Below are 21,817 nucleotides of genomic sequence, written 5' to 3'. Positions count from 1 at the left end.
TGTGGACTTGCGCTCACCCGAGCGGGCGGGTGCCTTCGTAGGATCCGAGCTCGGTGCGGGTGGGGACGTCGAAGATGCGGGAGGCGGGCCACGGTTCCCACGGCGCCTCGTGTGTCGCGACGAAGCGCACGGCGGATCCGTGGATCTCGTCGGCGAGCTCCTGCGGTGGCGCGGCGCCCGCGATGACGTCGACGCCGTGCGCGCCGAGCACGTCGAAGAAGAACGGCACGTCGAGGCAGTGCAGCGACCACCGCATCGTGGGCGACGGCCACGAGAAGCGGTAGGTCCAGGTCGTCTCGGCGGGCCGTGCGTCGGCGACGCGGCGAACGTGGCGCCGGAACACCATGTCGCTGACGTAGCGCCCCACGGTGCGCACCGTTTCGGTGAGGTGCGGGTTCGCGCGGCGATAGGCACGCCCGCGTGAGCCGCCGAGCCCGATGAGGCGCAGGATCGCGGGCGCGGGCAGCCAGCGCAGCACCTGGGCGTAGGGATCGAGCACCATCGTGAACTCGTCGTCGGTCGCGCCGACGACGAGCGGCTTGTCGGATCCGAGCCCGCCGCGCAGAGCCGTGAGCGTCGGGCGATCGATGAGCTCGCCGTCGACGACGGGGCCGATGTGCAGCCCGCGCTCGACCGTGCGACGGACGCCGGGCAGGCCGGTGCGACCCGCGATGTGCGGCCTCTGCGCCTGCGCGAGCACTCCGCGGCCGAGGGCCGCGAGCTGCTCCGGGGTGTTCCGGGCGCCGGCGTCGGCCGCGATCTCGTCGCCGAGGCTGCGCGCCTCGTCCGCGCCGAGAACGGCGAGGGTCGGAGACATGCTCCAGGCGGCATGAAACAGATCGTGCGCTGCAGGGATCCCCAGGAGGGTGAGCACGGCGCCGCCGCCCGCCGACTGGCCGGCGATCGTCACGCGGCCGGGGTTGCCGCCGAACGCTCGGATGTTCTCCTGCACCCATTCGAGCGCAAGGATCCAGTCGCGCACGCCGCGGTTCTGCGGCGCGTCACGGATCCAGCCGAATCCGGCGAAGGCGATCCGGTACGAGATCGTGACCGTCACGACGCCGTCGCGGGCGAACGCGGCGCCGTCGTACCAGGGGCTGGCGATCGACCCAGAAGAGTATGCGCCGCCGTGAATATAGACGAGCACGGGGAGCTTCGCGTCCGGGGACGGATCGGGTGAGAAGACGTTGACGTTGAGAGTCGACGTGCCCGGCACGCTCGGCTCGGGGATGAGCGTCACACCGTGGTCGCCCTTCTGCGGCGTGGCCCCCTGCCGCGTCGCGTCCCGCACGCCGTCCCACGGCGGGTGCGGAACCGGCGCGAGGAACGCGTGCTCGCCCACGGGCGGTGCGGCGTATGGGATCCCCGTGAACGTCGCGCAGGCGCCCCGCCAGAAACCCCTGACGCGACCCGCCGAGGTGGCGACGACCGGATCTGCACGGTCGGACGGTGGCGCGTTGCGCGCGTCGATGAGGGGCACGCCGCGGATCTCGCGGGCAGCATTCAACGCCATGGTGTGAGGCTAGCGTCGGCCAGAGAACGGTGGGAACCGGTCGAGCGACGTACGGCCCTTCGGCCTACGCATAGGGATCCCATAGCGCCGCGCAGGCCACGGACGTAGGGTCGTCACCATGCCTCAGGTCCAGGTCGACGACAGCGTCATCGAACTCGCCCGGGAGCTGCGCGACGAGATGCAGCAGTTCCTCAACGAGTACCGGTTTGGAATGCGCGAGATCGAGACCAAGCTCGAGATCCTCCGCGACGATTTCGAGCACCAGCACTCGCACAATCCGATCGAGCACCTTTCGAGCCGGGTGAAGAGCGTCGACTCGATGTTGGAGAAGATCCAGCGCCGCGGCGTCGAGCCGAGCTTCAACGCGATCCGCAAGGAGATCACCGACATTGCGGGCGTGCGCGTGACGTGCAGCTTCGTGAGCGACGCCTACCGCCTGTTCGAGCTCCTCTGCGGCCAGGATGATGTCCGGGTGCTCACGGTGAAGGACTACATCGCAGATCCGAAGCCGAACGGCTACAAGAGTCTGCACGCCGTCGTCGAGGTGCCCGTGTTCCTGCCCCGCGGCACCGTGCGGGTTCCCGTTGAGGTGCAGTTCCGCACGATCGCGATGGACTTCTGGGCCAGCCTCGAGCACAAGATCTACTACAAGTACGAGAAGCGCGTGCCGCAGCACCTTCTCGACGATCTGCGCGAGGCCGCGTTCACGGCCAGCGATCTCGACGAGCGCATGGAGCGACTGCACCGCGAGATCCGTGGCAACGACGAAGCCGACGCGTCGGACGCGTCGGACGCATCGGATCCGGCGCCCGCGCCGCTCGAGATCACCGACCGCCGCGGGACCCACGCGGCGTAGGCCCAGCACACCCGCCAGGCCCGAGCCAGCGGCCGCGTGAGATGGCGCCGCTCCGCTTCAGACGCGGGTCCGGCTTAGTCGCGCGCCGGCGTGCTGTCGCGCACGATGACGCGCACGGGGAGGAGGCCCGGATCCGTCCAGTCGTCCTCCGTGACGGCCTCGACGGCGAGTCGGCCGACCTCCTCGAGCGGGGCGCGGGCGGTCGTGAGGGAGGGCACGATGTCGCGTCCCGTGTCGATGTCGCCGAAGCCGGCGACGGCGATGTCGGTGCCGACCTCGCGGCCCGCGTCGCGGATGGCTGACATCGCGCCGAAGGCGACGACGTCGGAGATGCCGAAGACGACGGTGCCGGGCGAGACGCCGCGCTCGAGGGCGGCCGTCATGAGGTCGTAGCCCGCGTCGCGCGAAAGCGTTCCGCGCAGCACGAGGGGTGCCTCGCCGCCTCCCTCGGTGAAGCCGTCGGAGAAGCCCGCCACGCGGTCGTCGCTCGTGACGAGCCCGCGCGTAGCGGCGAGGATCAGGGCCTTCCGGTAACCGAGCGCGGCGAGGGTCGAGCCGAGTTCGTGGGTTCCGCCGCGGTTGTCGATGCCGACGGTGCGCGAGTCGACGCCCTCGGCCGGGGCGCCGAGGGTGACGATACGGCCTCCGGACGACTCGACCGACGCGAGGGCCTGCGTGAGCGCGGGGCTCTGCTCGACGTGCGCGCGAGAGGCGGCGAGCACGATGCCGCGCGGGCGCTGTCCGCGCAGCGAGCGGACGAGCTGGGCCTCGCGTTCGGGCGAGCGCTCGGTGATGCCGATCGTGACGACGAGGTTCTCGTCGTCGGCGGCGTGGGCCACGCCCGCGGCGATCTGCGAGAAGTAGGAGTCGGCGATGTTCGCGACGAGAAGCGCGAGGGTGGCCGATGTGCCGCGGGCGGTCGCCTGGGCGGAGAGATTGGCCGAGTAGCCGAGCGTCGCGGCCGCGGTCTCGACGCGCTCGCGGTACGACTCGGCGACCTTGCGGGTGGATCCGTTGAGCACCCGCGAGGCTGTCGCGAGCGAGACGCCCGCCTCCCGCGCGACGTCGTGCAGCGTCGCGGCCTTCGTCGTCGTGCGGGAGACAGGCGTCGGCGTCATGCCTGAGACGATACCGGCGCTGCGGCCAGGTGCGGGGCAACGGCCCGCTCGAAGCCCGCGACCGTGCGGCGCACGGCCTCGGCGGGATCCGTATCCCAGATCGCCTGGTTGAGCAGCTCGACCTCGACGTCGCCCGTGTATCCGGCCTCCTCGACGGCGCGGGTCATGTCCGCGAAGTCGATCATGCCGTCGCCGGGGTAGTGGCGCGACAGGAGGTTGTCGGCCTCGAGCGGCGTCTTCCAGTCGCACACCTGATACGACGAGATGCGGCCCTCGCGGCCCGCGCGGGCGATCTTGTCGAGGATCTGCGGATCCCACCACAGGTGGAATGTGTCGACCGTCACGCCGACGACCTCGGGTGCGAAGTCTCCCGCGATGTCGAGGGCCTGGTCGAGCGTCGACAGGACGGCGCGATCGCTGCAGTACATGGGGTGCAGCGGCTCGAGGGCGAGCTGCACTCCCGACGCCTCGGCGTGCGGAGCGAGCTGGGCGACGGCGTCGCGGACGCGCTCGCGCGCGCCGACGAGGTCGCGGGAGCCTTCGGGCAGCCCTCCGACGACGATCACCAGGGCCGCCTTCGAGCCCTCGGCGCCCGCGGCGGCGAGGGCCGCGGTCTCGTCGATCGCGACGCGGTTGTCGTCGAGGGCGGCCACGCGTGCGGGGCCCTCCTCGGCGGTGAACCAGCCGCCACGGCAGTGCGTCGAGTAGCGCAGGCCCGAGTCGGCGATCATCTTGACCGACTCGTCGAGACCCGCCTCCTGCACCTGCTCGCGCCAGAGGCCGATCGCGCCGATACCGGCGGCCGTCGTGACCTCGATCGCCTGCGCGACCGTCGTGTACTTGATCGTCGCCTGATTGATCGACAGGCGGGGGTGCGGGCTCGTCATGCGTCCACTCCGTTCAGGCGCAGGTGGTCGTGCCAGCGCTGGGCCGCGAGGGCGGGATCCTCGAGCGCGTGCGCGGCGTTCGCGAGCTCGACGATGCGGCTGAGGTGCGGCAGGCTGCGCGCGGAGTGCAGGCCGCCGACCATCTGGAAGGCGGTCTGGTGTCCGTTCAGCCACGCGAGGAACGCCACGCCCGTCTTGTAGTAGAACGTAGGTGCCGCGAACACCTGCCGGCTGAGCGCCTCGGTCGGCGCGAGCAGCTCGTAGTAGCGGCCCGCATCGCCCGCGTCGAGCGCCTGGATCGCCGCCGAGGCGACGGGCGTGATCGCGGCGAACGCACCGAGCAGCGCGTCGGAGTGCGTGCGGTCGGTGTCGGCTGCGCGCTCCGGCTGCTCGGCCTGCGGCACGTCGGCGCCACCGATGAGCCCGACGTAGTTGTAGTCGTCACCCGTGTACATGCGCACGCCCTCGGGAAGGCGCTCGCGCACCGACACCTCGGCGGCCGCATCGAGCAGGCTCATCTTGATGCCGGACACCTTCGACGGATCCTCGCCGATGATGTCGACGACGACCTGCGACGCCTCGCGCCAATCGGTGGATCCGAAGTAGCCCTCGAGCTGCGGATCGAACGCCGTGCCGAGCCAGTGCAGCACGACGGGCGTCGTGGCTGCGGCGAGCACGGCGCGGTAGACGCGACGGTAGTCGTCGGCCGACTCTGCGACGCGCGCGAGGTGGCGGCTCGCCATGAACACGGGGATCGCCCCGTGCTCCTCCGCGTGGTGCAGCTGGCTCTTGTAGCCGTCGATGATCTGCTCGATCGAGATGATCTCGTCGTCGATGTGGTCGGTGTTGACGCCGACCGCGACGGATCCGCCCTCCTCGCGCGCGACCTCGGCGCTGCGGGCGATGAGCTCGCGCACGGCGGCGGCGTCGAGGCCCATATTGCGCTGGGCCGTGTCCATCGCGTCGGCGACGCCGAGCCCCCAGGAGTAGACGGCGCGGCGGAAGCCGAGCGTCGCGTCCCAGTCGATCTCGGCCGGCTGCCCCGGGGTGTTATCTGCCCAGGCGATCGGCGTGACGTGCGCCGCGGCGAAGGCGACGCGCGATCGCAGGCCACCCTCGGGCTTCGAGAATCCGGGCGCCTCGTTGAGCGCGGCGGACGAGAGGGACCCGTCGGCCGCGAGAAGCGTGAGTTCCGCGCTCATGAGATCAGTCCAGCGTCAGCTCGGGGAGCGCGACCTTGGCGCCCGAGGAGTTCGACTCGAGGCCCGCCTGGGCGAGCTGCATGCCGCGCGCGCCGGCGAGGAGGTCGAACTCGTAGTCGGTGCCCTCGACGTAGCTCGTGAGGAAGTCCTGCCACTGCTGGCGGAAGCCGTTGAGGAACACCTCGTTCGTCGGCACGTTCTGCCACGTCGCGTCGTAGTCGAGCGTGTCCTCGAGGTCGGGGTTCCAGACGGGCTTCGGGGTCGCGTTGCGCTCCTGGATCTTCGCGCCGAAGAGGCCGACGACCGCGGATCCGTGGGTGCCGTCGACGTGGAACTCGACGAGCTCGTCGCGGTTGACGCGCGTCGTCCAGCTCGAGTTGATCTGAGCGATGGCGCCACCTTCGAGCTCGAACACGCCGTACGCGGCGTCCTCGGCCGTGGCGGCGTACTTCTCGCCCTTCTCGTCCCAGCGCTCGGGGATGTGCGTCGCGGCCTGCGCGTAGACGCTCTTGACGTCGCCGAACAGATTCTCGAGAACGTAGTTCCAGTGGGGGAACATGTCGACGATGATGCCGCCGCCGTCTTCGGCGCGGTAGTTCCAGCTGGGGCGCTGCGCGGGCTGCCAGTCGCCCTCGAAGACCCAGTAGCCGAACTCGCCGCGCACCGAGAGGATCCGGCCGAAGAAGCCGGAGTCGATGAGGCGCTTCAGCTTCTGCAGGCCGGGCAGGTAGAGCTTGTCGTGGACGACGCCCGCCTTGACGCCGGCCTTCTTCGCGAGCTGCGCGATCTCGAGCGACTCCTCGAGCGACTCGGCCGTCGGCTTCTCGGTGTAGATCGTCTTGCCGGCGGCGATCGCCTTCTTGAGCGCCGTCGCGCGCGCCTTCGTGACGAGGAAGTCGCCGTAGATCTCCCACTTCGGGTCGGCGAGCGCCGCGTCGAGATCGGTCGTGTAGTCCTCGATGCCGTGCTCGGCGGCGATCTCGGCGAGCTTTGCCTCGTTGCGGCCGACGAGCAGCGGGCGCACCGTGACCTTGGTGCCATCGGACAGCTCGAAGCCGCCCTCGTCGCGGATCGCGAGGATCGAGCGCACGAGGTGCTGGCGGTATCCCATGCGCCCCGAGGCGCCGTTCATGATGATGCCGATCTCGCGGACGGCGGGAGTCGTGTCGGTCACGATGATGCTTCCTTGCTCTCGTCGGGGTGCGCCTATTGGGTAAGCGCTTTCCAGGTGCATCGAGTCTGACATATGAGCATGCCGCGAGCAATACCCGAAGCCCACTCACTGGGACGCGCTCGGCGCACCGCGCACGCCGCACCCCATGGCAGAATGTCGTGTCATGTCGAGATCGATGCGCGGTGTGCCTCAGAGCGACGACTCCTTCGTCTCGCGGGTGATCGCCGCCGCCGATGACGCGGTCGACGCCCTCGCCGATGCGCCCCAGCTCGCGGAGGCTCCCCTCGGCCCGCACCGCGCCTCGATGCGGCGCGCGAAGCTGCTGGTCGCCACGTTTCTGGCGTCCGGCGGCCGCTACGAGGGCGACGCCGGATCCGCCGAGCGCGCGCTCGAGAACGCCCGCGCCCTCCGTGCGATGCAGACGCCCTCGGGCCTCTTCGCAGGCGGTGACAACGTCGAATCGCCGCCCGACTCGGCCTTCACGATCGGCGACGTCGGCGATGTCCTCGAGCTCATCGCCCGCGCACCCGAGCCCCCGAGGCGGCACACGGCGCTCGCCGAGGTGCACGAGGTGCTGCATGAGGTGCTCCTCGATGCGACGCCGGCGCTCGTCTCGGGCGGCGTGCACACCCCGAACCATCGCTGGGAGCTCGCCTCCGCCCTCGGGCGCGTGCTGCGGCACCGCCCGGACGACGCGGTGCGCGAGCGGATCGACGAGTGGCTCGCCGAGGGCGTCGATATCGACGCAGACGGTCAGTACTCCGAGCGCAGCGCGAACTACGCCGCGCACGTGTCGAATCCCGCGCTGCTCGCCCTCGGCGACATCCTGCGCCGGCCCGAGCTGCACGACACCGTCGAGCGCAATCTCGCGTCTGTGCTGGAGCTGATCCATGCCGACGGATCCGTCGAGACGGTGCATTCGCGGCGGCAGGATCAGAAGGATCCGGCGTTCCCCGTCGCGCCGCTGCTCGTGCCGTTTCGCCGCCTCGCGATCGAGCGCGATCGCGCAGACTTCGCGTGGGCGTCCGAGGTCGCCGGACGCGACGGCATCGCCGAGCCGCAGACGGTCCTCGCCGATCTGCTGCTCGATCCCGTGCTCGCGCGCCGTGCGCCGGATCCCGTCGCGCCGCCCGTCCCGCGTCGCGCCCGGCTGAGGGCGTCGCGGCTTGTCGTGGACCGCGGGTCCGCCCGCGATCTCGTCGTGTACGGCGGATCAGATGTGCCGCGCTTCCGACGGATCCGTTCGGGCCTCGCGAACAATCCGACGTTCCTGCGGATGTTCGCGGGCGACGCCGTGCTCACTTCGGTGCGGCTGTCGCGCGACTTCTTCGGCCTCGGCCCGTTCCGGGCGCAGGCTCTCGCGGAGTCGGGCGACGAGTTCCGGCTCGAGGAGCGGCTCGAGGGCGCGTACTACCAGCCGCTCGCTCCCGCCGCCCGACGGCCGGACGGCGACTACGCGATCGTGGACGAGGGACGCTTCGCCGCGGCGATGGCGTTCGACCGCCGAGAGACCGATCTCGTCGGCCTCGAGACGACGATCGCGGTGCGCCCCACGGCGGACGGCGTCGACCTTGAGATCTCGCAGGAGGGGCCGGCGCTGCCGTGGGCGCTCGAGCTCGCGTTCGCGGGCGGCGGGGTATTCGAAGGCGGCACGGATCTCGGCGACGGCACCGTGCGCGTCGGCGCGGATCCCGTGCGGTACCTGCTCGGGGAGCAGGCGATCGAGATCGCGGCCGACACGGACGGATCCGGCGTGGCCCGCTACCGGCCGGGCGAGGACTACGAGTATCTCGGCGGCACGGATGCGCTCGGAGGCCCGCGTGCCTATGTCACGGGCCGCGCGCCCGGGACGACCCGCGTCTCGCTCCGGCGCCGCGGGTGATGACGCGGTTCTGAGATGAGGAGGGGCCGCCGAGATGCGGCGATATCGCGTCACCTCCCGTTCGCATTCCGGCGGTACCACTGAACGCGCGCGCGGATTTCAGTCGCGATTTCCCGATCTGTTCCCCTGTGCGTTCGCCCTCCCGTCACCCGCGCTCGCTGGGCTGGGATCCCAGCAGACGGCACGACGAAGGGACGAGACATGAGACGAGCAGGAGCGACGACGGCGATCCTCACGGCGGGACTCGTGATCGCCACGGGGGCCTCCGCACACGCCGCGGAGATGAAGGAGAGCACCTTGACCGAGACGATGCAGACGCAGGGGCAGGTCATCGGCCACGATGAGGTCGTCGGCTTCGACGAGCTCGCGCCGACGACGCTCGACCAGCGGCTCGCGAAGCGATTCCAGCCGTTCCTCGAGGTGCGCACGGGCTGCGTGCCGTTCCCTGTCGTCGACGCGGCGGGCAACACGGGCGGCGGACTCGCCGCGTCCGGATCCGCGAGCGGCGACTGCGACAGCAGCACCGGCCAGGTGTACACGCGCGCCGGATGGAACGGTGACGACTACGCGATCATGTACGCCTGGTACTTCCCGAAGGACTCGCCATCGTCGGGCCTCGGGCACCGACACGACTGGGAGCACGTGCTCGTGTGGGTCGACGATCCGCACGCGGCCGAGCCGCAGATCGAGAAGCTCTCGTTCTTCCGCCACGGCTCGTACACGCACGTCGACGCGACGACCGCGAACACCGAGGGGACGCACCCGACGATCGCTTACTACCACACGTGGCCGCTGAACCACACGATCTGGGAGACCGAGAACGTCGGAGGAACGCAGCCGCTCATCGGATGGGACGACCTCACGGCGGCCGCCCGAGACGCCCTCACGACGGTCGACCTCGGCGCCGCGAACGTGTCGATCCACGACGCCGGCTTCGCGAGCCACCTCGAGCGCGGGCACTTCCGGTAGAGCGGGAGTGCGATCAGGTCGACAGGATCTCGGCGTTCACGCGCGCCTGCCAGTCGCGCTGCTGCCACATCGGATGATGGGGTGCGGCATTCGATGAGAGGACGACGCCCCACACGCCGTGTGCGAGCGCGGTTCGGATCCCGTGCTCCGCGAGCGCACGGCCCGTCTCGCCCTCTTCGAAGGATCCGTCGCGCGGCGTGTATCCGATCCATCCCTCGCCGATCACGGCGGGGACGGATCGCCACCTTGCCCACTCGGCGACGGCGATGACGCGCGACTCGATCTCGCGGTGCATGACCGCCGCGAACGCGGGATAGTGCTCGTTGAGCCACGCGTCCCACGCGCGCGGATCCACCCAGTCGTATCCGTACACCATCTGGTCCGTCACGACGGTCGCGCGCAACTTCCACTCCGCCGGGCAGCCGTATTCGGCGAACGAGGGCGCATCGTCGCGCAGCAGGGACTGAAGAGCCTCGTTGGGGAATCCCTCTGTGCCCTCCGACCGGATGTCGATGCGCTTCTGCAGCTCGTCGAGGACGCCGTAGCTGTACACGTGGAACTGTGCGGCGCCGAGTTCGGCGGGCACCCGATGCATCGCGAGATGCGGCGGCTTTCCGTAGCTCGCCGTGATGAGCAGATCCGGGTGGGCGTCGCGGAGGTCTGCGACGGCCGCGCGCGCTCGCTCGCCGGCGAGGTCGGGGAGGATCGAGAAGTCGACCTCGTTGTGCATCTCGACCATCGCAATGCGCTGCCGGTGGCCGCGATCGCTCAGCCAGCCGATGAGGTCCTGCCATGCCGCCGCGAGGGCGTCGTAGCGATCGGCGAGTGAGACGGAGTCGATCGTCTCGAACCAGCGCGGATCCGCGGAGAACGCCGGAGACTGCTGATACTCCCAGCTCGCGAGGAGGATCACCATGTTGTTTCGCTCGGCTGCCCGGAACAGCCGATCCAGGCGCTCCCGGACGTCGACGCGAAACCCGCCGGGCGCGTCGTACCAGCGCGTGCGCTGGCCGTAGAAGCCTCCGGTGGGCGACGCGCCGAGGCCCTCGATCGGAAGATCCTGGGCGAGATCGGCGAGGCCGAGCGAGTGTGAGAGCAGCAGAGGGGCCGCGCAGATGCGGATCGCGTTGTAGCCGAGTGAGGCGGCGTCGGCGACCGCGGCGTCGAGATCGGCGTAGGGCTGACCGGCGCCGGCCTGCGTGTACCAGCTGAAGTCCCACAGCGTGATGGCGAGACGCTCGGGGAGGTGCGAGGGGATGGTGCCCGTCGGGCCGGAGACGTCGATCGGGACGGTCCCCGATCCGAGATAGCGGTCGGTCATGCGATGTGTCCTTCCTGCTGCGCGCGTCCGCACGCAGCGAGCTCGTCGAACCGGGCGGCGCGGGCCGCGCGCGCGGCGGTCGTGTCGGTGGTGAACGGCGCCAGCTCGGGGTGCGATGTCTCGAAGTGGTCGACCGTATCGCCGGCGGCGCGCAGCTCCGCGGCGCGGGTCTCGAGCCTCGACCAGGCCGTCGCCGCTGCCGCGTCCTCGCCGAGACGGAGATGGGCGACGCCTTCCCAGAATGTGTGCTCGCCGGCGGTCCGCGGGACGACGGCGAGCGGCGTCTGCGCGACCGCGCGGTGCCATGCCGTCCTCGCGCGGTCGAGGTCTCCGACGGCTGCGTGAGCGTCGCCGAGGAGCACGAACCGCTCGACGGGAACATCGGCGGGGTGCCGGCCCTCGCCGAGCGTGGACGGAGGTTCGATGCCCGTCTCGAGAAGGGCGACAGCACGCGCTGGTTCGGCGGGGATCAGCAGTGCGGCACGGCGGCACTGGGCGCGGTCGAACGCGGCGATGACCCGGCCTTCGCCGCCCTCGAATGGCCGGAAGCGCCGGGTGCGGAGGAGGTGCTCGGCCTCGCCCAGAAGGCCGTTGTCGAGCAGGAGCTCGACGTGACGCAGAGCGAGGTCATCGCGTGAGTCCAGGGTGTCGGCGTGCTCGCGGAGCAGATCGAGGCGGCGCGAGGCGGCGACGCCCGCGCCGGCCGCCAGCACATCGCGCTCATAGACGAGGCGAGCGTCGGGGCGGATCGCGAGCGCGCGGGCGTATGCGTGGTCGGCTCCCGCAGCATCTCCGCTGCCGGCTCGGGCGATGGCGAGGTTGCGCCAGGCGACCGGGTCGTTCCCGTTCGGGGAGCAGGCGTCTTCGAGAGCTCGGAGCGCGTCGGGGAGGCGCCCGGCGTCGAGCAGCCACATCCCGAGAAGGGCCGCGGCCGTTCGATCGGAGGGGTCCGCGGCCCGGGCGGCGACGAGTGCGTCGTACTGCTCGAGTCCGGCGGGAAACGCGAGCGTCGGATCCGCCTCCCGCGCGGCTCGCCGCTCGGCGGCGGCGCGAATATCGTCGATTCGATCGAGCCAGTGGGCGCGCAGGTAGTGCCGGATCGGGCCCGCGAGACCCGCCGCCGGGACGTCGCACACAGACACGTCGGTGACGGAGAGCGCGACATCGATGGCCCCGGCGCGCGCGAACTCCGCGCCGATGTCGAGGGGTGTGCGGGCATCCGACGGCGCCTCGCCGGCCCAGGCGCGGAGAGAAGCATCGAGAGGGTCGTCGCCGAGGGCCTCGAGCACGTCCGCGGATCCGCGTTCCTCGGCGAGCAGCACGATCCGGCGGGCCTCGGGGATCCCCCGGGCGTCGCGGGCGAGCTGCGCGGCAGCCGCGCGGCGTCCCCCGCGCAGCGCGATCCGAGCGCGCGCGAGGTGGGCCGGGGCCGCCCACGCGGCATTCCATGCGGCCTTGCCGAACCAGCGATCGGCGGCGTCGAGGTCGCCGAGGTGCTCGCAGGCGAGGGCGAGCAGATAGGAGGCCTCGCCGTCGCGCGGGTTCAGGTTGCGAAGCGTCTCGCGGGCGACGGAGACCTCGAGCAGGGCGCGGGCCTCGGCGTACTCACCTCGACGCAGATGCCACTCGCCGAGCCCACGCGACGCGCGTGCGTCGCCCGGGTCCCGGCGCAGCGCCTCGCGAAGATAGGGCTCGGGGGACCGCGAGGGGTGCCGATACTGGAGGAGGTGCGTCGCCGTGACGAGCAGCTCGTCGGCCGAGCCGATGCGCTCGGGCTCGTCCGGGGCCGTGGCGACCCACGGCTCCGCGGCGGGCGCCTCGCGCGAGCGCCAGGCGACGAGGTAGCGATCGCCCTGGCGGACGAACACCTCGAGCCCGTGTTCGTCCGACGCGTCAAAGCTCTCCGACAGAACAGAGTCGGGCGCGAGATCCCGCTCCCAACGCGCGAGCGAGCGACCCTGAGACGTGACCTCCACGATGGCGCCGGCCACCGGCGTCGTGGTGATCGCGGTGATGCGCAGGCGCCCGTCTTCCGTCCGCACTCCGATCGCTCCCTCCGGGGTCGCCTGGCGCACCGGACCCGTGGCATGGATCGGATACCACAGCTGGCGAAACCGCTTGGTCTCGCCGGGGAGCAACCAACTGAAGTCGGGCTGATTGTCGGTGAACACACCCGCCATGAGCTCGACGTACGGGCCGTCGTCATCGGTCAGCTGGGCGTCCCAGGCTCGCCCGATGGCCCCATCGCCCCACGTCCACTGCTTCTTGCCCGGAGACACCGAACGGTCGGCCCAGTGCACGAATCCCGCGTCGTGGGCGTGGTCGTAGCCGCCAAAGAACTCGTCCTCGGTGTCGGTGATCATGTAGGACGTCGGCACGGGGATGCTGCTGTAGCAGTCGAGACGATCACCACCGTCGCGTTCCGCGGCGAGAGCGGGGTAGTCGACTCCGTAGTACGCCCGGTCAGCGCGCGGGAACGCGGTGATGGCGCGGCGTGCGTGGTCGGCGACGAAGCGCACGTCGTCGGGGAAGAACGACTGGTACCGCTCGTGGGCGGCGGCAGCGACGTTCGCCCACCAGAGGAAGGTCTGCGTCGTGTCCGTGCGGTTGTGCAGCGCGACGTCGAGCTCGATCGCCGATGACGCGGGGCGCAGGCGCACACCGTGCGTGCCCCTCATCCGCTGGAGAGGGTCCAGATCGCTGTGCCACACGACGACGGCGCCATCGTCCTCGCGTTCGATGTGCGTCTCGGTGGGCAGGAAGGTCGCGGGGCGGTGATGCTGCGGCCAGTTGAACTCGATGCCACCCGAGATCCACGGCCCCGCGAGGCCGACGAGCGCGGGCTTGATGACGTTGTTGCGGTAGAGGAAGTCGTAGCCGGCGACCTTGTCGTAGCCGATGTGGATCCGCCCGCCCAGCTCGGGGAGCAGCATCAGCCGGACGTAGGCGTTCTCGAGATGGATCGCCTCCCACGTTCTCGGGTGCTTCTCGTGTGCGACGCTGTCGATCATCGGCAGCGGGTAGACCTTCCCGCTGGACCCCTGGTAGACGCGCCGGTCGAGGAACAGGGGATACGGGTCGGGTTCCCCCGCCTCGTACGTGTCGATCGTCACCGGCTCGCTCCAGCATGCGACGCCGCCATCGGCGAGGAGGTCGGCCTGCTCGGCAGGGGCGTCTGGGAGGCGGATCTCGCTGCGGGACTGTGTCTGGCTCACGCGACCACGCTACGATCGCGTGCCAACTCGGGCCATGGGAGAAGCCGCGAGACACATGGACGATTCGATGATGGCGTGTGGAATCATGAGCGGATGGAGCGTGCAGACGGATTCGACCGCCAGAGGCTCAGCGTGCTTCCGCGACCGCTCGTCGCCGAGGCGCTCGGGCGGCCCGTTACCGGCCGCATGCTGGTGACCGATGCGGGCTGGTTCCCGCGCGCTCATCTGCATGGCCGCCACCGGCCCGAAGGGGCGGCTGAGACCGTCGTCATCATCTGCGCATCGGGCACGGGGTGGCTTGAAGTGGACGAGGGGCGCCAACGCGTCGGGCGCGGTGCCGCGATCGTCCTGCCGAACAGCGTTCCACATGCCTATGGGGCGGACGAGGACGACCCATGGACGATCTGGTGGTGCCACGTCCGCGGCTCCGACGTACAGGAGCTCGTCGATGCCGCCGGGATCCGGGAGGGGCGGCGCGTCATCTCGTTGCGCGCGCTCGACCGTGCAACGGCGCTGCTGGACGAGATCGCCGTCTCGCTCGAGGCCGGCACGACTCCCGCGCGGCTCATCGCCACGGCGGGGCTCGCATGGCACCTGTTCACGCAGCTGGCGGTCGATCGTGCGCTGCCGCACGAGGGGACGCCCCTCGAGCGCGCACTCCATTACCTCGAAGAGCGCGTCGACGGTCACGTGCAGGTGTCCGAGCTCGCGGCGCTCGTCGGCGTCTCGCCATCGCACCTCGCGGCGTTGTTCCGCGACGCGACGGGCGGTGGTGTTCTCGCCCACCACAACTCCCTCAAGATGGCGCGAGCCCGGCAGCTCCTCGACACGACCGACATGTCGATCGCCGAGATCGGACGTCGCGTGGGCCGTCCGGATCAGTTCTACTTCTCGCGTCAGTTCCGGCGTGTGCACGGGATGAGCCCTCGTGCCTACCGCCAGCAGCGGAAGGGCTGACGCTTCATCCCCGCCGGGAACATAGCGAGAACGCGTGACTGCATGGACGAAACGCGGATCGAGGCGGAGGCGATCTTCGCGTGGGACTCACGCGCGTATCGTTCCCGGATGTGACGTCCTCTCCCGCTCCTCGCCGATGTGAACGCCCACTTGCCGTCCGCGTGCCGCCGGAGGTCGAACGGAGGACGGCCCCGCTCCGCATGGGCGATCCGGCGGATGCGCCCGATCGGATCGAGGTCTTCGAGACGCACCTCGCGCGCGGTGGCGCACCGTGGATCCCCGTCATGGGCGAGTACCACTTCAGTCGCGACTGCCCGGAGCGGTGGCGCGAGGAGCTCGCCAAGATGAGGTCGGGCGGCGTGACTGTCGTCGCGACATACGTGCTGTGGATCCTGCACGAGGAGCACCGCGGGCAGGTGCGGTGGGACGGCGCGCGCGATCTGCGTCGGTTCATCGCGACCGCACGCGACGTTGGGCTCGAGGTCATGGTGCGGGTCGGCCCGTGGGCGCATGGCGAGACGCGCAACGGCGGCTTCCCGGACTGGCTGCAGGAGCTGCCCGTCGCGCACCGCACCGACGATCCCGCGTATCTCGCGATCGTGCGCGAGTGGTTCCGCGAGATCGCGGCACAGCTCCACGGGCTCCTACACGAGGACGGCGGGCCGGTGATCGGCATCCAGGTCGAGAACGAGATCTACGACCAGCCCGAGCACGTTCGTACCCTACGGCGCATGGCCGAGGATCTCGGGATCCGCGCTCCGCTGTGGACGGCGACGGGCTGGGGCGGGGCCGCACTGCCCGAGGGGGAGGTGCTGCCGGTGTATGCGGGATACTCGGACGGGTTCTGGGAGGAGTCCACGACCGGCTGGCCGGACTTCGGGCGCACGCACTTCGTCTTCAGCGACGTCCGCGACGACCTCTCCGTCGGGGCCGATCTGCGCGCGACGCCGGCCCCGGAGCAGGCGCTGCGCGCCGACTCCGATCCGTGGCCCTATGCGACCTGCGAGCTCGGCGGCGGGATGACCGTCGCCTACCACCGACGCCCGTTCGTCGATGCCGAGGACGTCGCCGCGCTCGCGTTGACGAAGATCGGCAGCGGATCCTCGTGGCAGGGCTACTACCTGTTCCACGGCGGGCTGCACGCGATGGGGGAGCTGTCGACGACGCAGGAGTCGCAGGCGACCGGGTACCCGAACGACGTGCCGGTCCGCGACTACGACTTCTTCGCCCCGATCGGTGCGGCGGGGCGCCAGCGCGCGCACTTCCACGCCCTCCGCCGGCAGCATCTGATGCTCGCGCAGTACGCGCCGTCGATCGCGCCGTTCCGCCCCGTCATCCCCTCACAGGATCCGGTGCGCTGGGCGGTCAGGGGTGCGGGGGAACGGGCATGGCTGTTCGTCGGGAATCATCAGCCCGCGGCGGAGCCTCTCGGAGCTGTCGAGGACGTGCAGTTCTCGGTCGCGTTCGGCGGAAGGACGGTTCTCGTCCCGACCCGGCCCGTCACGCTGGATCCCGGATTCTCGGCGGTGTGGCCGGTGCGCCAGCCTCTTGGCGATGTGGCGTCGGTGACGGTGACGGCGCAGCCGATCACCGAGGTCAACGGGCCGGAGGGGCCCGTCGTCTTCCTGCACGCCGCCGACGGCGTGCCCCCGCAGTTCCAGCTCGAGGGCGTCGCCGAATCGGAGATCCGCGGGGCCGCGACCGTCGTCGACGGCGACCTGCTGCTCGCGACACCCCAGGCGCCTCCCGGCATCGGGTGTGAGATCCGTGTGGGGGAGACGACGTTCGTCCTGCTCGACGACGCGGCGGCCTCCGGGCTCTGGAAGGGCGAGATCGACGGCCGCGAGACGGTCGTGATCTGGTGCGGGACGGGATGGTTCGACGGATCCTTCCACGTCGTCGCTCCCGAGGGCGAGGAAAAGCTGTACGCGTGGCCCCCTCTTGAAGAGGACACGAACCCGCCCGCGGGCGTCCTGCGGCCGTCCCGGGTCGCCGCGGATCCCCGCTCGGCCCTCGAGCTCTCGGTGCCCGCGTTCCCGAACGCACCGACCGCTCCGGTGCGCACGGGAGGCAGCGCGGGCCGGCTTTCGGCTCCGGATGACGTCGACTTTGCGGGGGTCGAGCCGGTGCGGATCGATGTGCCGGGCGATGCCTTCGACGGGGTGGATCGCGCCATCCTCGAGATCGACTGGATCGGCGACGTGCTGCGCGTGTACGCGGGAGACGTGCTCCTCGCCGATCAGTTCTGGTCAGGCCGGATCTTCGAGGTCGACATCACGCCCTCTCGCGAGGAGGTCCTCGCCTCCGGACTGCGGATCGTGGCGTTCGCGTGGGATCCTTCCGCGGGCATCCACGTGGATCCGCGGGTTCGGCCGTCCGGGAGCGACCCCGTCCTCGAGATCCGTCACGCGCGGATCCGCTCCGAGAGGATCCGCGAGATCCGCTGATCTTCGCGCCCGCCGAGGCGCTATACGAGCGCGGTCGACTCCCGCACGTGGAGGGCCGGACGCAGGACCACCCGACGGTCCTGCGTTCGGCCCTCGTGGCGTTCCTGCAGCAGCCGGAAGGCCGACCGCCCCATGTCCTGGCGTGGCTGGCTGACGCTCGTCAGCCGGGGGCGGATCATCTCGCAGATGCTCGTCGAGTCGTAGCCGACGATGCTGATGTCCTCCGGCACCCGGAGGCCCGCGTCGCCGCACGCCCCGATGAGGTCGATCGCGAGTCGATCGGTCTCCGTGAACACGGCCGTCGGCGGGTTCTTCTCGTAGCGCATCGCGTGCACGAGATAGCGGGTGGCGGGCCCGCGACGCTCGTGGGATCCGCCCTCGACCTGCGGCGCGATGCCCGGCACGGCGCGCGACATCTCGTCGGCGAAACCGTCGCGCCGGCGCCCCGCAGCGGATCCGGGATCCGTGCCGCGCGTGAGGTGCGCGATGCGCGTGTGGCCGAGATCGAGGAGGTGGCGCACGGCGAGCCGCGCGCCGTGTTCGTCGTCGTTGCAGACGACGTCGACCCCCGGCACGTCTCCGACGAGGCTGCCCACGACGACGATCGGGATCTCGCGGGCGGCCGTCCGCAGCGTCTCGGCATCGATCGCCGTGCTGATGACGACGATGCCGTCGGTCGCGATCCGGCGCAGCGAGGCGAACTTCTCGGCGAGGGCGAGTTCCTCGCCGCTGCCGTGTTCGAGCACGATCTCGATCTCGGTGTCGCGCGCCATCTCTTCGAGCCCGCCGACAACGTCGTGCGAATAGGTGCTGACGATGTCACGCAGCAGCACCCCGACGACCCGCCGGGTCACGGCGTCGCGCCGCGCGGGCGGGCGATAGCCGATCTCGTTCGCGGCGACGAGGATCCTCTGGCGGGTCGCCTCGGAGACCCCGGAGCGACCCCGCAGCGCGAGCGAGGCGGCGGTCGTCGAGACCCCGGCGCGCGCCGCCACGTCCTGCAGCGTCGCCTTCGGAGTCCTCACCCGCACGAGGGTAGGCGCCTCGGCGTCGTGACCCGCCGAGATCGGGAGGCGTTCACTGATCGTTCACCTGCCTGCACCTGGAGATGCTTCATTCACCCCGGATCCCTCGAGGGCGTTCCCCGAGGGGACAGGGTCCGTTCCCGTGCACGTCGGCTCCGCTCCCTAGCGTGAGCGTCGAACGGGCGGACGGCCCGATCGCGATCCATGACTCTCGACGAGGGGAACACGATGAAACTGCTGGGGAAGACCGCGCTCGGCGTCGCCGTGGTGGGCGCCGTCGCGCTGACCGGATGCACACCTTCCGAGCCGGAGGCAGACGCCGCGCAGCTCGACTCCGCCGAGGCGCTGAAGCAGGCGCCCGCGCTTGCTGCCCAGGCCGAGGCCGGCGAGCTGCCGGCGCTCGCCGACCGCATGCCGACGGTGGACGACATCATGGTCGAGCCGGTCGTCGAGCAGATCGGCGAGTACGGCGGCACGTGGAACATGCCGTGGACGGGGCCCGACTCGCCCTGGGGCATCGAGAAGATCACCGAGGAGGCGCTGTTCCGTTTCGACGAGAACGGCGGCGTCGAGCCGAACGTCGCCAAGGGCTACGAGGTGAACGACGACTCGACCGAGTTCACGATCCACCTGCGCGAGGGCATGAAGTGGTCGGACGGCGTCGACTTCACCGCCGACGACGTGCTCTTCTGGTGGGAGAGCGTGATGAAGCCCGAGATCTTCCAGCGCAGCGTCTACGACGCGTTCTACTCGACGAATCCCGAGACGGGCGAGCGCACGATGGCGGAGGTCGCGAAGGTCGACGACTACACCTTCACGGTGAGCTTCGCGGATCCCCGCGTCATGTTCCTCGACCGCCTCGCGATCGACGCGAAGTGGATGTACGCGCCGAAGCACTACCTCGAGACGGTGCTCGACGAGTTCATCGGTGAGGAGGCCGCGCTCGAGATCGCAGAGGACCACGGCTTCTCGGACCTCGAGAGCTGGTACGAGCAGATCGCCTACTACTCGTGGATCTACCCGGAGCGCCCGAGCCTGCGCCCGTGGGTCGCGCAGGACGACCGCAACGCCGACCGGATCACGTGGGAGCGCAACCCCTACTACTGGAAGGCCGACGCGGAGGGCAATCAGCTGCCCTACATCGACGAGATCGTGCTCGAGACGGTGCAGGACGACAGCCACATCCTGCTCGAGACGATGTCGGGCCACTATGACATCACGCAGTTCGGCTTCCAGGACTTCACGACGCTGAAGGAGAACGAGGCCGCGGGCGGCTACCGCGTGCTGCAGTGGGAGAGCGCCGACTGGTATTCGAACGGCCTGCAGATCAACCAGACCGCCACGAACCCGGAGCTGCGCGAGGTGTTCCAGGACGCGCGCTTCCGTGAGGCCCTGTCCGTCGCCGTCGACCGCAGCGAGCTGTCGGAGATCCTCACGCTGGGGCTCGGCGAACCGCGCCAGGCGTCGATCGGCGAGAACGGCACGTTCTTCCAGGACGGCTGGGCCGAGCAGTGGGCCGAGTACGACACCGACCGCGCGAACGAGCTGCTCGACGAGATCGGGATGGAGCTCGACGGGAAGTGGCGCACGCTGCCGAACGGCGACCCGTTCGTCTTCGAGATCCTGCAGCAGTCCGACGCCGCCCAGGCGGGCGAGTTCGAAGAGCTGCTGAAGCACTACTTCGAGGCCGTCGGGATCCGTACCGACATCCAGCTCGTGGACCGCGGAACGCTCGATTCCAAGCTCCTCGCGAACGAGCACATGGCGACGACGGCGTTCCCCGTCGGCGGCATCGCCCCGTCGCTGCGCCCCGACACCGCCGTTCCGCTGCGCAGCGTCTCGACGGGCGCCTGGTACTCCCAGTGGGGCTGCGAGTACGAGGCGACGTGCGAGCCGGAGGTCGAGGTCGCGCCGACCGAGCCGATCCAGGAGATGTGGGATCTGTGGGCCGACCTGTCGTCGGCGACCGAGCGCGCCGAGGTCGACGAGTACGCCGAGAAGATCGTCGAGCTGCACGCGGAGAACCAGTGGGTGATCGGCTACACGGGCCCGACGCCGACGCTGTTCGCCGTGAGCGACGACGTCTACAACGTGCCCGACGGCCTCATCCTCTCGGATGAGTACCGCGAGCTCGGCTACGCACACCCCGCCCAGTTCGCCTTCCACGGCGGCGCGTGACGACCCGCTGACCGTCGCATCGGTGCCCCGCCCCACCCGGGCGGGGCACCTCCCCACCCGTCCGAGAGGTTCCCGTGCTCCGCTACATCTTCCGTCGCGCGCTGACGATGATCCCCGTCGTGCTGATCATCTCGCTCATCGTGTTCTGGATCATCCAGCTGCCTCCGGGCGATTACGTCTCGAACTACGCGCAGAAGCTCGCGGAGGAGGGCGAGTCGCTCAGCGCCGGCGATCGTGACGCGCTGCGCGCCCGATTCGGCCTCGACCAGCCGATGCACCTGCAGTACCTCTCGTGGCTGTGGGGGATCCTCTCGCGCGGCGACTTCGGCTACTCGTTCGCGTTCAATCGCCCCGTCGCGGATGTCGTCGAGCAGTACATGCCGATGACGCTCGTCGTGTCGATCGCGTCGATGCTGTTCACCTACCTCGTCGCGATTCCGATCGGCGTGTACAGCGCCGTCAAGCAGTACTCGCTCGGCGACTACGTCTTCACGACGATCGGCTTCATCGGCATGGCGACGCCGAACTTCCTGCTCGCGATCATCCTCATGTACGCGTCGTTCACCTGGTTCGGGGATCCCATGCTCGGGCTGCAGTCGCCCGAGTATCGCGGCGCGGATCCGTCGTGGGGAATGATCCTCGACGCGGCGCGCCACCTCGTGATCCCCGTCGTCGTCATCGGGACGGCCTCGACGTGCGAGCTCATCCGCGTCATGCGCGGCCAGATGCTCGACGAGATGAACCGGCCGAACGTCATGACGGCGCGGGCCAAGGGGCTGAAGGAGAGGCGGATCCTGCGCAAGTACCCGATGCGCGCCGCCCTGAACCCGATCGTCTCGACGCTCGGGTGGTCGCTCACGACGATCTTCACGGGATCCACGATCACGTCGATCGTGCTCAACCTGCCGACGCAGGGGCCCATCATGCAGGACGCCCTTCTCGCGCAGGACACCTACCTCGCCGGCACCTGGCTGCTGTTCATGGCCGTCCTCACGGTCATCGGCACGCTCATCTCCGACATCCTCCTCGCGTGGCTGGATCCGCGCATCCGCGACGCACGAAAGGCGGCCTGA

15 protein-coding genes are annotated in these 21,817 nt (G+C 70.3%); 7 read left to right on the top strand and 8 right to left on the bottom strand.

What is annotated here, in order from left to right; genetic code table 11:
* Positions 1–13 precede the first annotated feature (13 nt).
* The gene (locus tag C0012_RS05140; RefSeq protein ID WP_110589452.1) at positions 14–1,513 is read right to left on the bottom strand and encodes a carboxylesterase/lipase family protein; all 1,500 of its coding nucleotides are present in this window, start codon (positions 1,511–1,513) and stop codon (positions 14–16) included.
* A 118-nt stretch (positions 1,514–1,631) separates the two neighbouring features.
* Here C0012_RS05140 and C0012_RS05135 point away from each other — a divergent pair, with 118 nt between their 5' ends.
* On the top strand, positions 1,632–2,369 hold the full coding sequence (locus C0012_RS05135) for a GTP pyrophosphokinase (protein ID WP_110589453.1): 738 nt from the start codon (positions 1,632–1,634) through the stop codon (positions 2,367–2,369).
* A gap of 74 nt (positions 2,370–2,443) precedes the next feature.
* On the opposite strand, the gene C0012_RS05130 is transcribed toward C0012_RS05135, so the two are convergent.
* The 4 genes from C0012_RS05130 to C0012_RS05115 are packed head-to-tail and all read right to left on the bottom strand — an operon-like array spanning position 2,444 to position 6,708.
* Entirely contained in the window at positions 2,444–3,487 is a 1,044-nt protein-coding gene (locus C0012_RS05130) for a LacI family DNA-binding transcriptional regulator (protein WP_110589454.1), read from the bottom strand.
* Positions 3,484–4,374 carry a sugar phosphate isomerase/epimerase family protein gene (locus C0012_RS05125; protein ID WP_110589455.1) on the bottom strand — a complete coding sequence of 297 codons (891 nt, stop codon included), beginning with the start codon at positions 4,372–4,374 and terminating at the stop codon, positions 3,484–3,486. The genes C0012_RS05130 and C0012_RS05125 overlap by 4 nt, the downstream gene beginning before the upstream one ends.
* A complete protein-coding gene (locus tag C0012_RS05120) occupies positions 4,371–5,576 on the bottom strand; it encodes a dihydrodipicolinate synthase family protein (RefSeq protein WP_110589456.1) in 1,206 nt (401 codons plus the stop codon). The genes C0012_RS05125 and C0012_RS05120 overlap by 4 nt, the downstream gene beginning before the upstream one ends.
* A 4-nt stretch (positions 5,577–5,580) precedes the next feature.
* Positions 5,581–6,708: a Gfo/Idh/MocA family protein gene (locus tag C0012_RS05115; protein WP_232527807.1), complete on the bottom strand. Its 1,128-nt coding sequence runs from the start codon at positions 6,706–6,708 to the stop codon at positions 5,581–5,583.
* A gap of 205 nt (positions 6,709–6,913) precedes the next feature.
* Here C0012_RS05115 and C0012_RS05110 point away from each other — a divergent pair, with 205 nt between their 5' ends.
* A complete protein-coding gene (locus C0012_RS05110) occupies positions 6,914–8,632 on the top strand; it encodes a hypothetical protein (RefSeq protein WP_232527780.1) in 1,719 nt (572 codons plus the stop codon).
* 201 nt (positions 8,633–8,833) lie between these two features.
* Positions 8,834–9,601 (top strand): NPP1 family protein, encoded by a 768-nt coding sequence (locus C0012_RS05105; protein WP_110589457.1) that lies wholly within the window; start codon positions 8,834–8,836, stop codon positions 9,599–9,601.
* A 13-nt stretch (positions 9,602–9,614) separates the two neighbouring features.
* On the opposite strand, the gene C0012_RS05100 is transcribed toward C0012_RS05105, so the two are convergent.
* The gene (locus tag C0012_RS05100; protein ID WP_110589458.1) at positions 9,615–10,922 is read right to left on the bottom strand and encodes a cellulase-like family protein; all 1,308 of its coding nucleotides are present in this window, start codon (positions 10,920–10,922) and stop codon (positions 9,615–9,617) included.
* Positions 10,919–14,137: a DUF5107 domain-containing protein gene (locus C0012_RS05095; protein WP_110589459.1), complete on the bottom strand. Its 3,219-nt coding sequence runs from the start codon at positions 14,135–14,137 to the stop codon at positions 10,919–10,921. Before C0012_RS05095 ends, C0012_RS05100 begins: the two co-directional genes overlap by 4 nt.
* A gap of 93 nt (positions 14,138–14,230) precedes the next feature.
* On the opposite strand from C0012_RS05095, the gene C0012_RS05090 reads away from it, so the two are divergent.
* Together C0012_RS05090 and C0012_RS05085 are read left to right on the top strand one after the other, a co-directional pair.
* Entirely contained in the window at positions 14,231–15,094 is an 864-nt protein-coding gene (locus C0012_RS05090; protein ID WP_110589460.1) for an AraC family transcriptional regulator, read from the top strand.
* Between the two features lie 200 nt (positions 15,095–15,294).
* Positions 15,295–17,541: a beta-galactosidase gene (locus tag C0012_RS05085; RefSeq protein WP_110589462.1), complete on the top strand. Its 2,247-nt coding sequence runs from the start codon at positions 15,295–15,297 to the stop codon at positions 17,539–17,541.
* 20 nt (positions 17,542–17,561) lie between these two features.
* Here the strand turns inward: C0012_RS05085 and C0012_RS05080 are convergent, their stop codons facing one another.
* Entirely contained in the window at positions 17,562–18,566 is a 1,005-nt protein-coding gene (locus tag C0012_RS05080; protein ID WP_162621872.1) for a LacI family DNA-binding transcriptional regulator, read from the bottom strand.
* A 204-nt stretch (positions 18,567–18,770) separates the two neighbouring features.
* Here C0012_RS05080 and C0012_RS05075 point away from each other — a divergent pair, with 204 nt between their 5' ends.
* Complete coding sequence (locus tag C0012_RS05075; protein WP_110589464.1) at positions 18,771–20,744, top strand: ABC transporter substrate-binding protein; 1,974 nt, start codon at positions 18,771–18,773, stop codon at positions 20,742–20,744.
* A gap of 74 nt (positions 20,745–20,818) precedes the next feature.
* Positions 20,819–21,817 (top strand): ABC transporter permease, encoded by a 999-nt coding sequence (locus C0012_RS05070; protein ID WP_110589465.1) that lies wholly within the window; start codon positions 20,819–20,821, stop codon positions 21,815–21,817.

The sequence above is a fragment of the Microbacterium suaedae genome, assembly GCF_003254645.1.
GTDB classification, from domain to species: Bacteria; Actinomycetota; Actinomycetes; order Actinomycetales; family Microbacteriaceae; genus Microbacterium; species Microbacterium suaedae.
The sequence above is the reverse complement of the archived record's forward strand: the minus strand, read 5'-3'. Positions and strand labels throughout refer to the sequence as shown.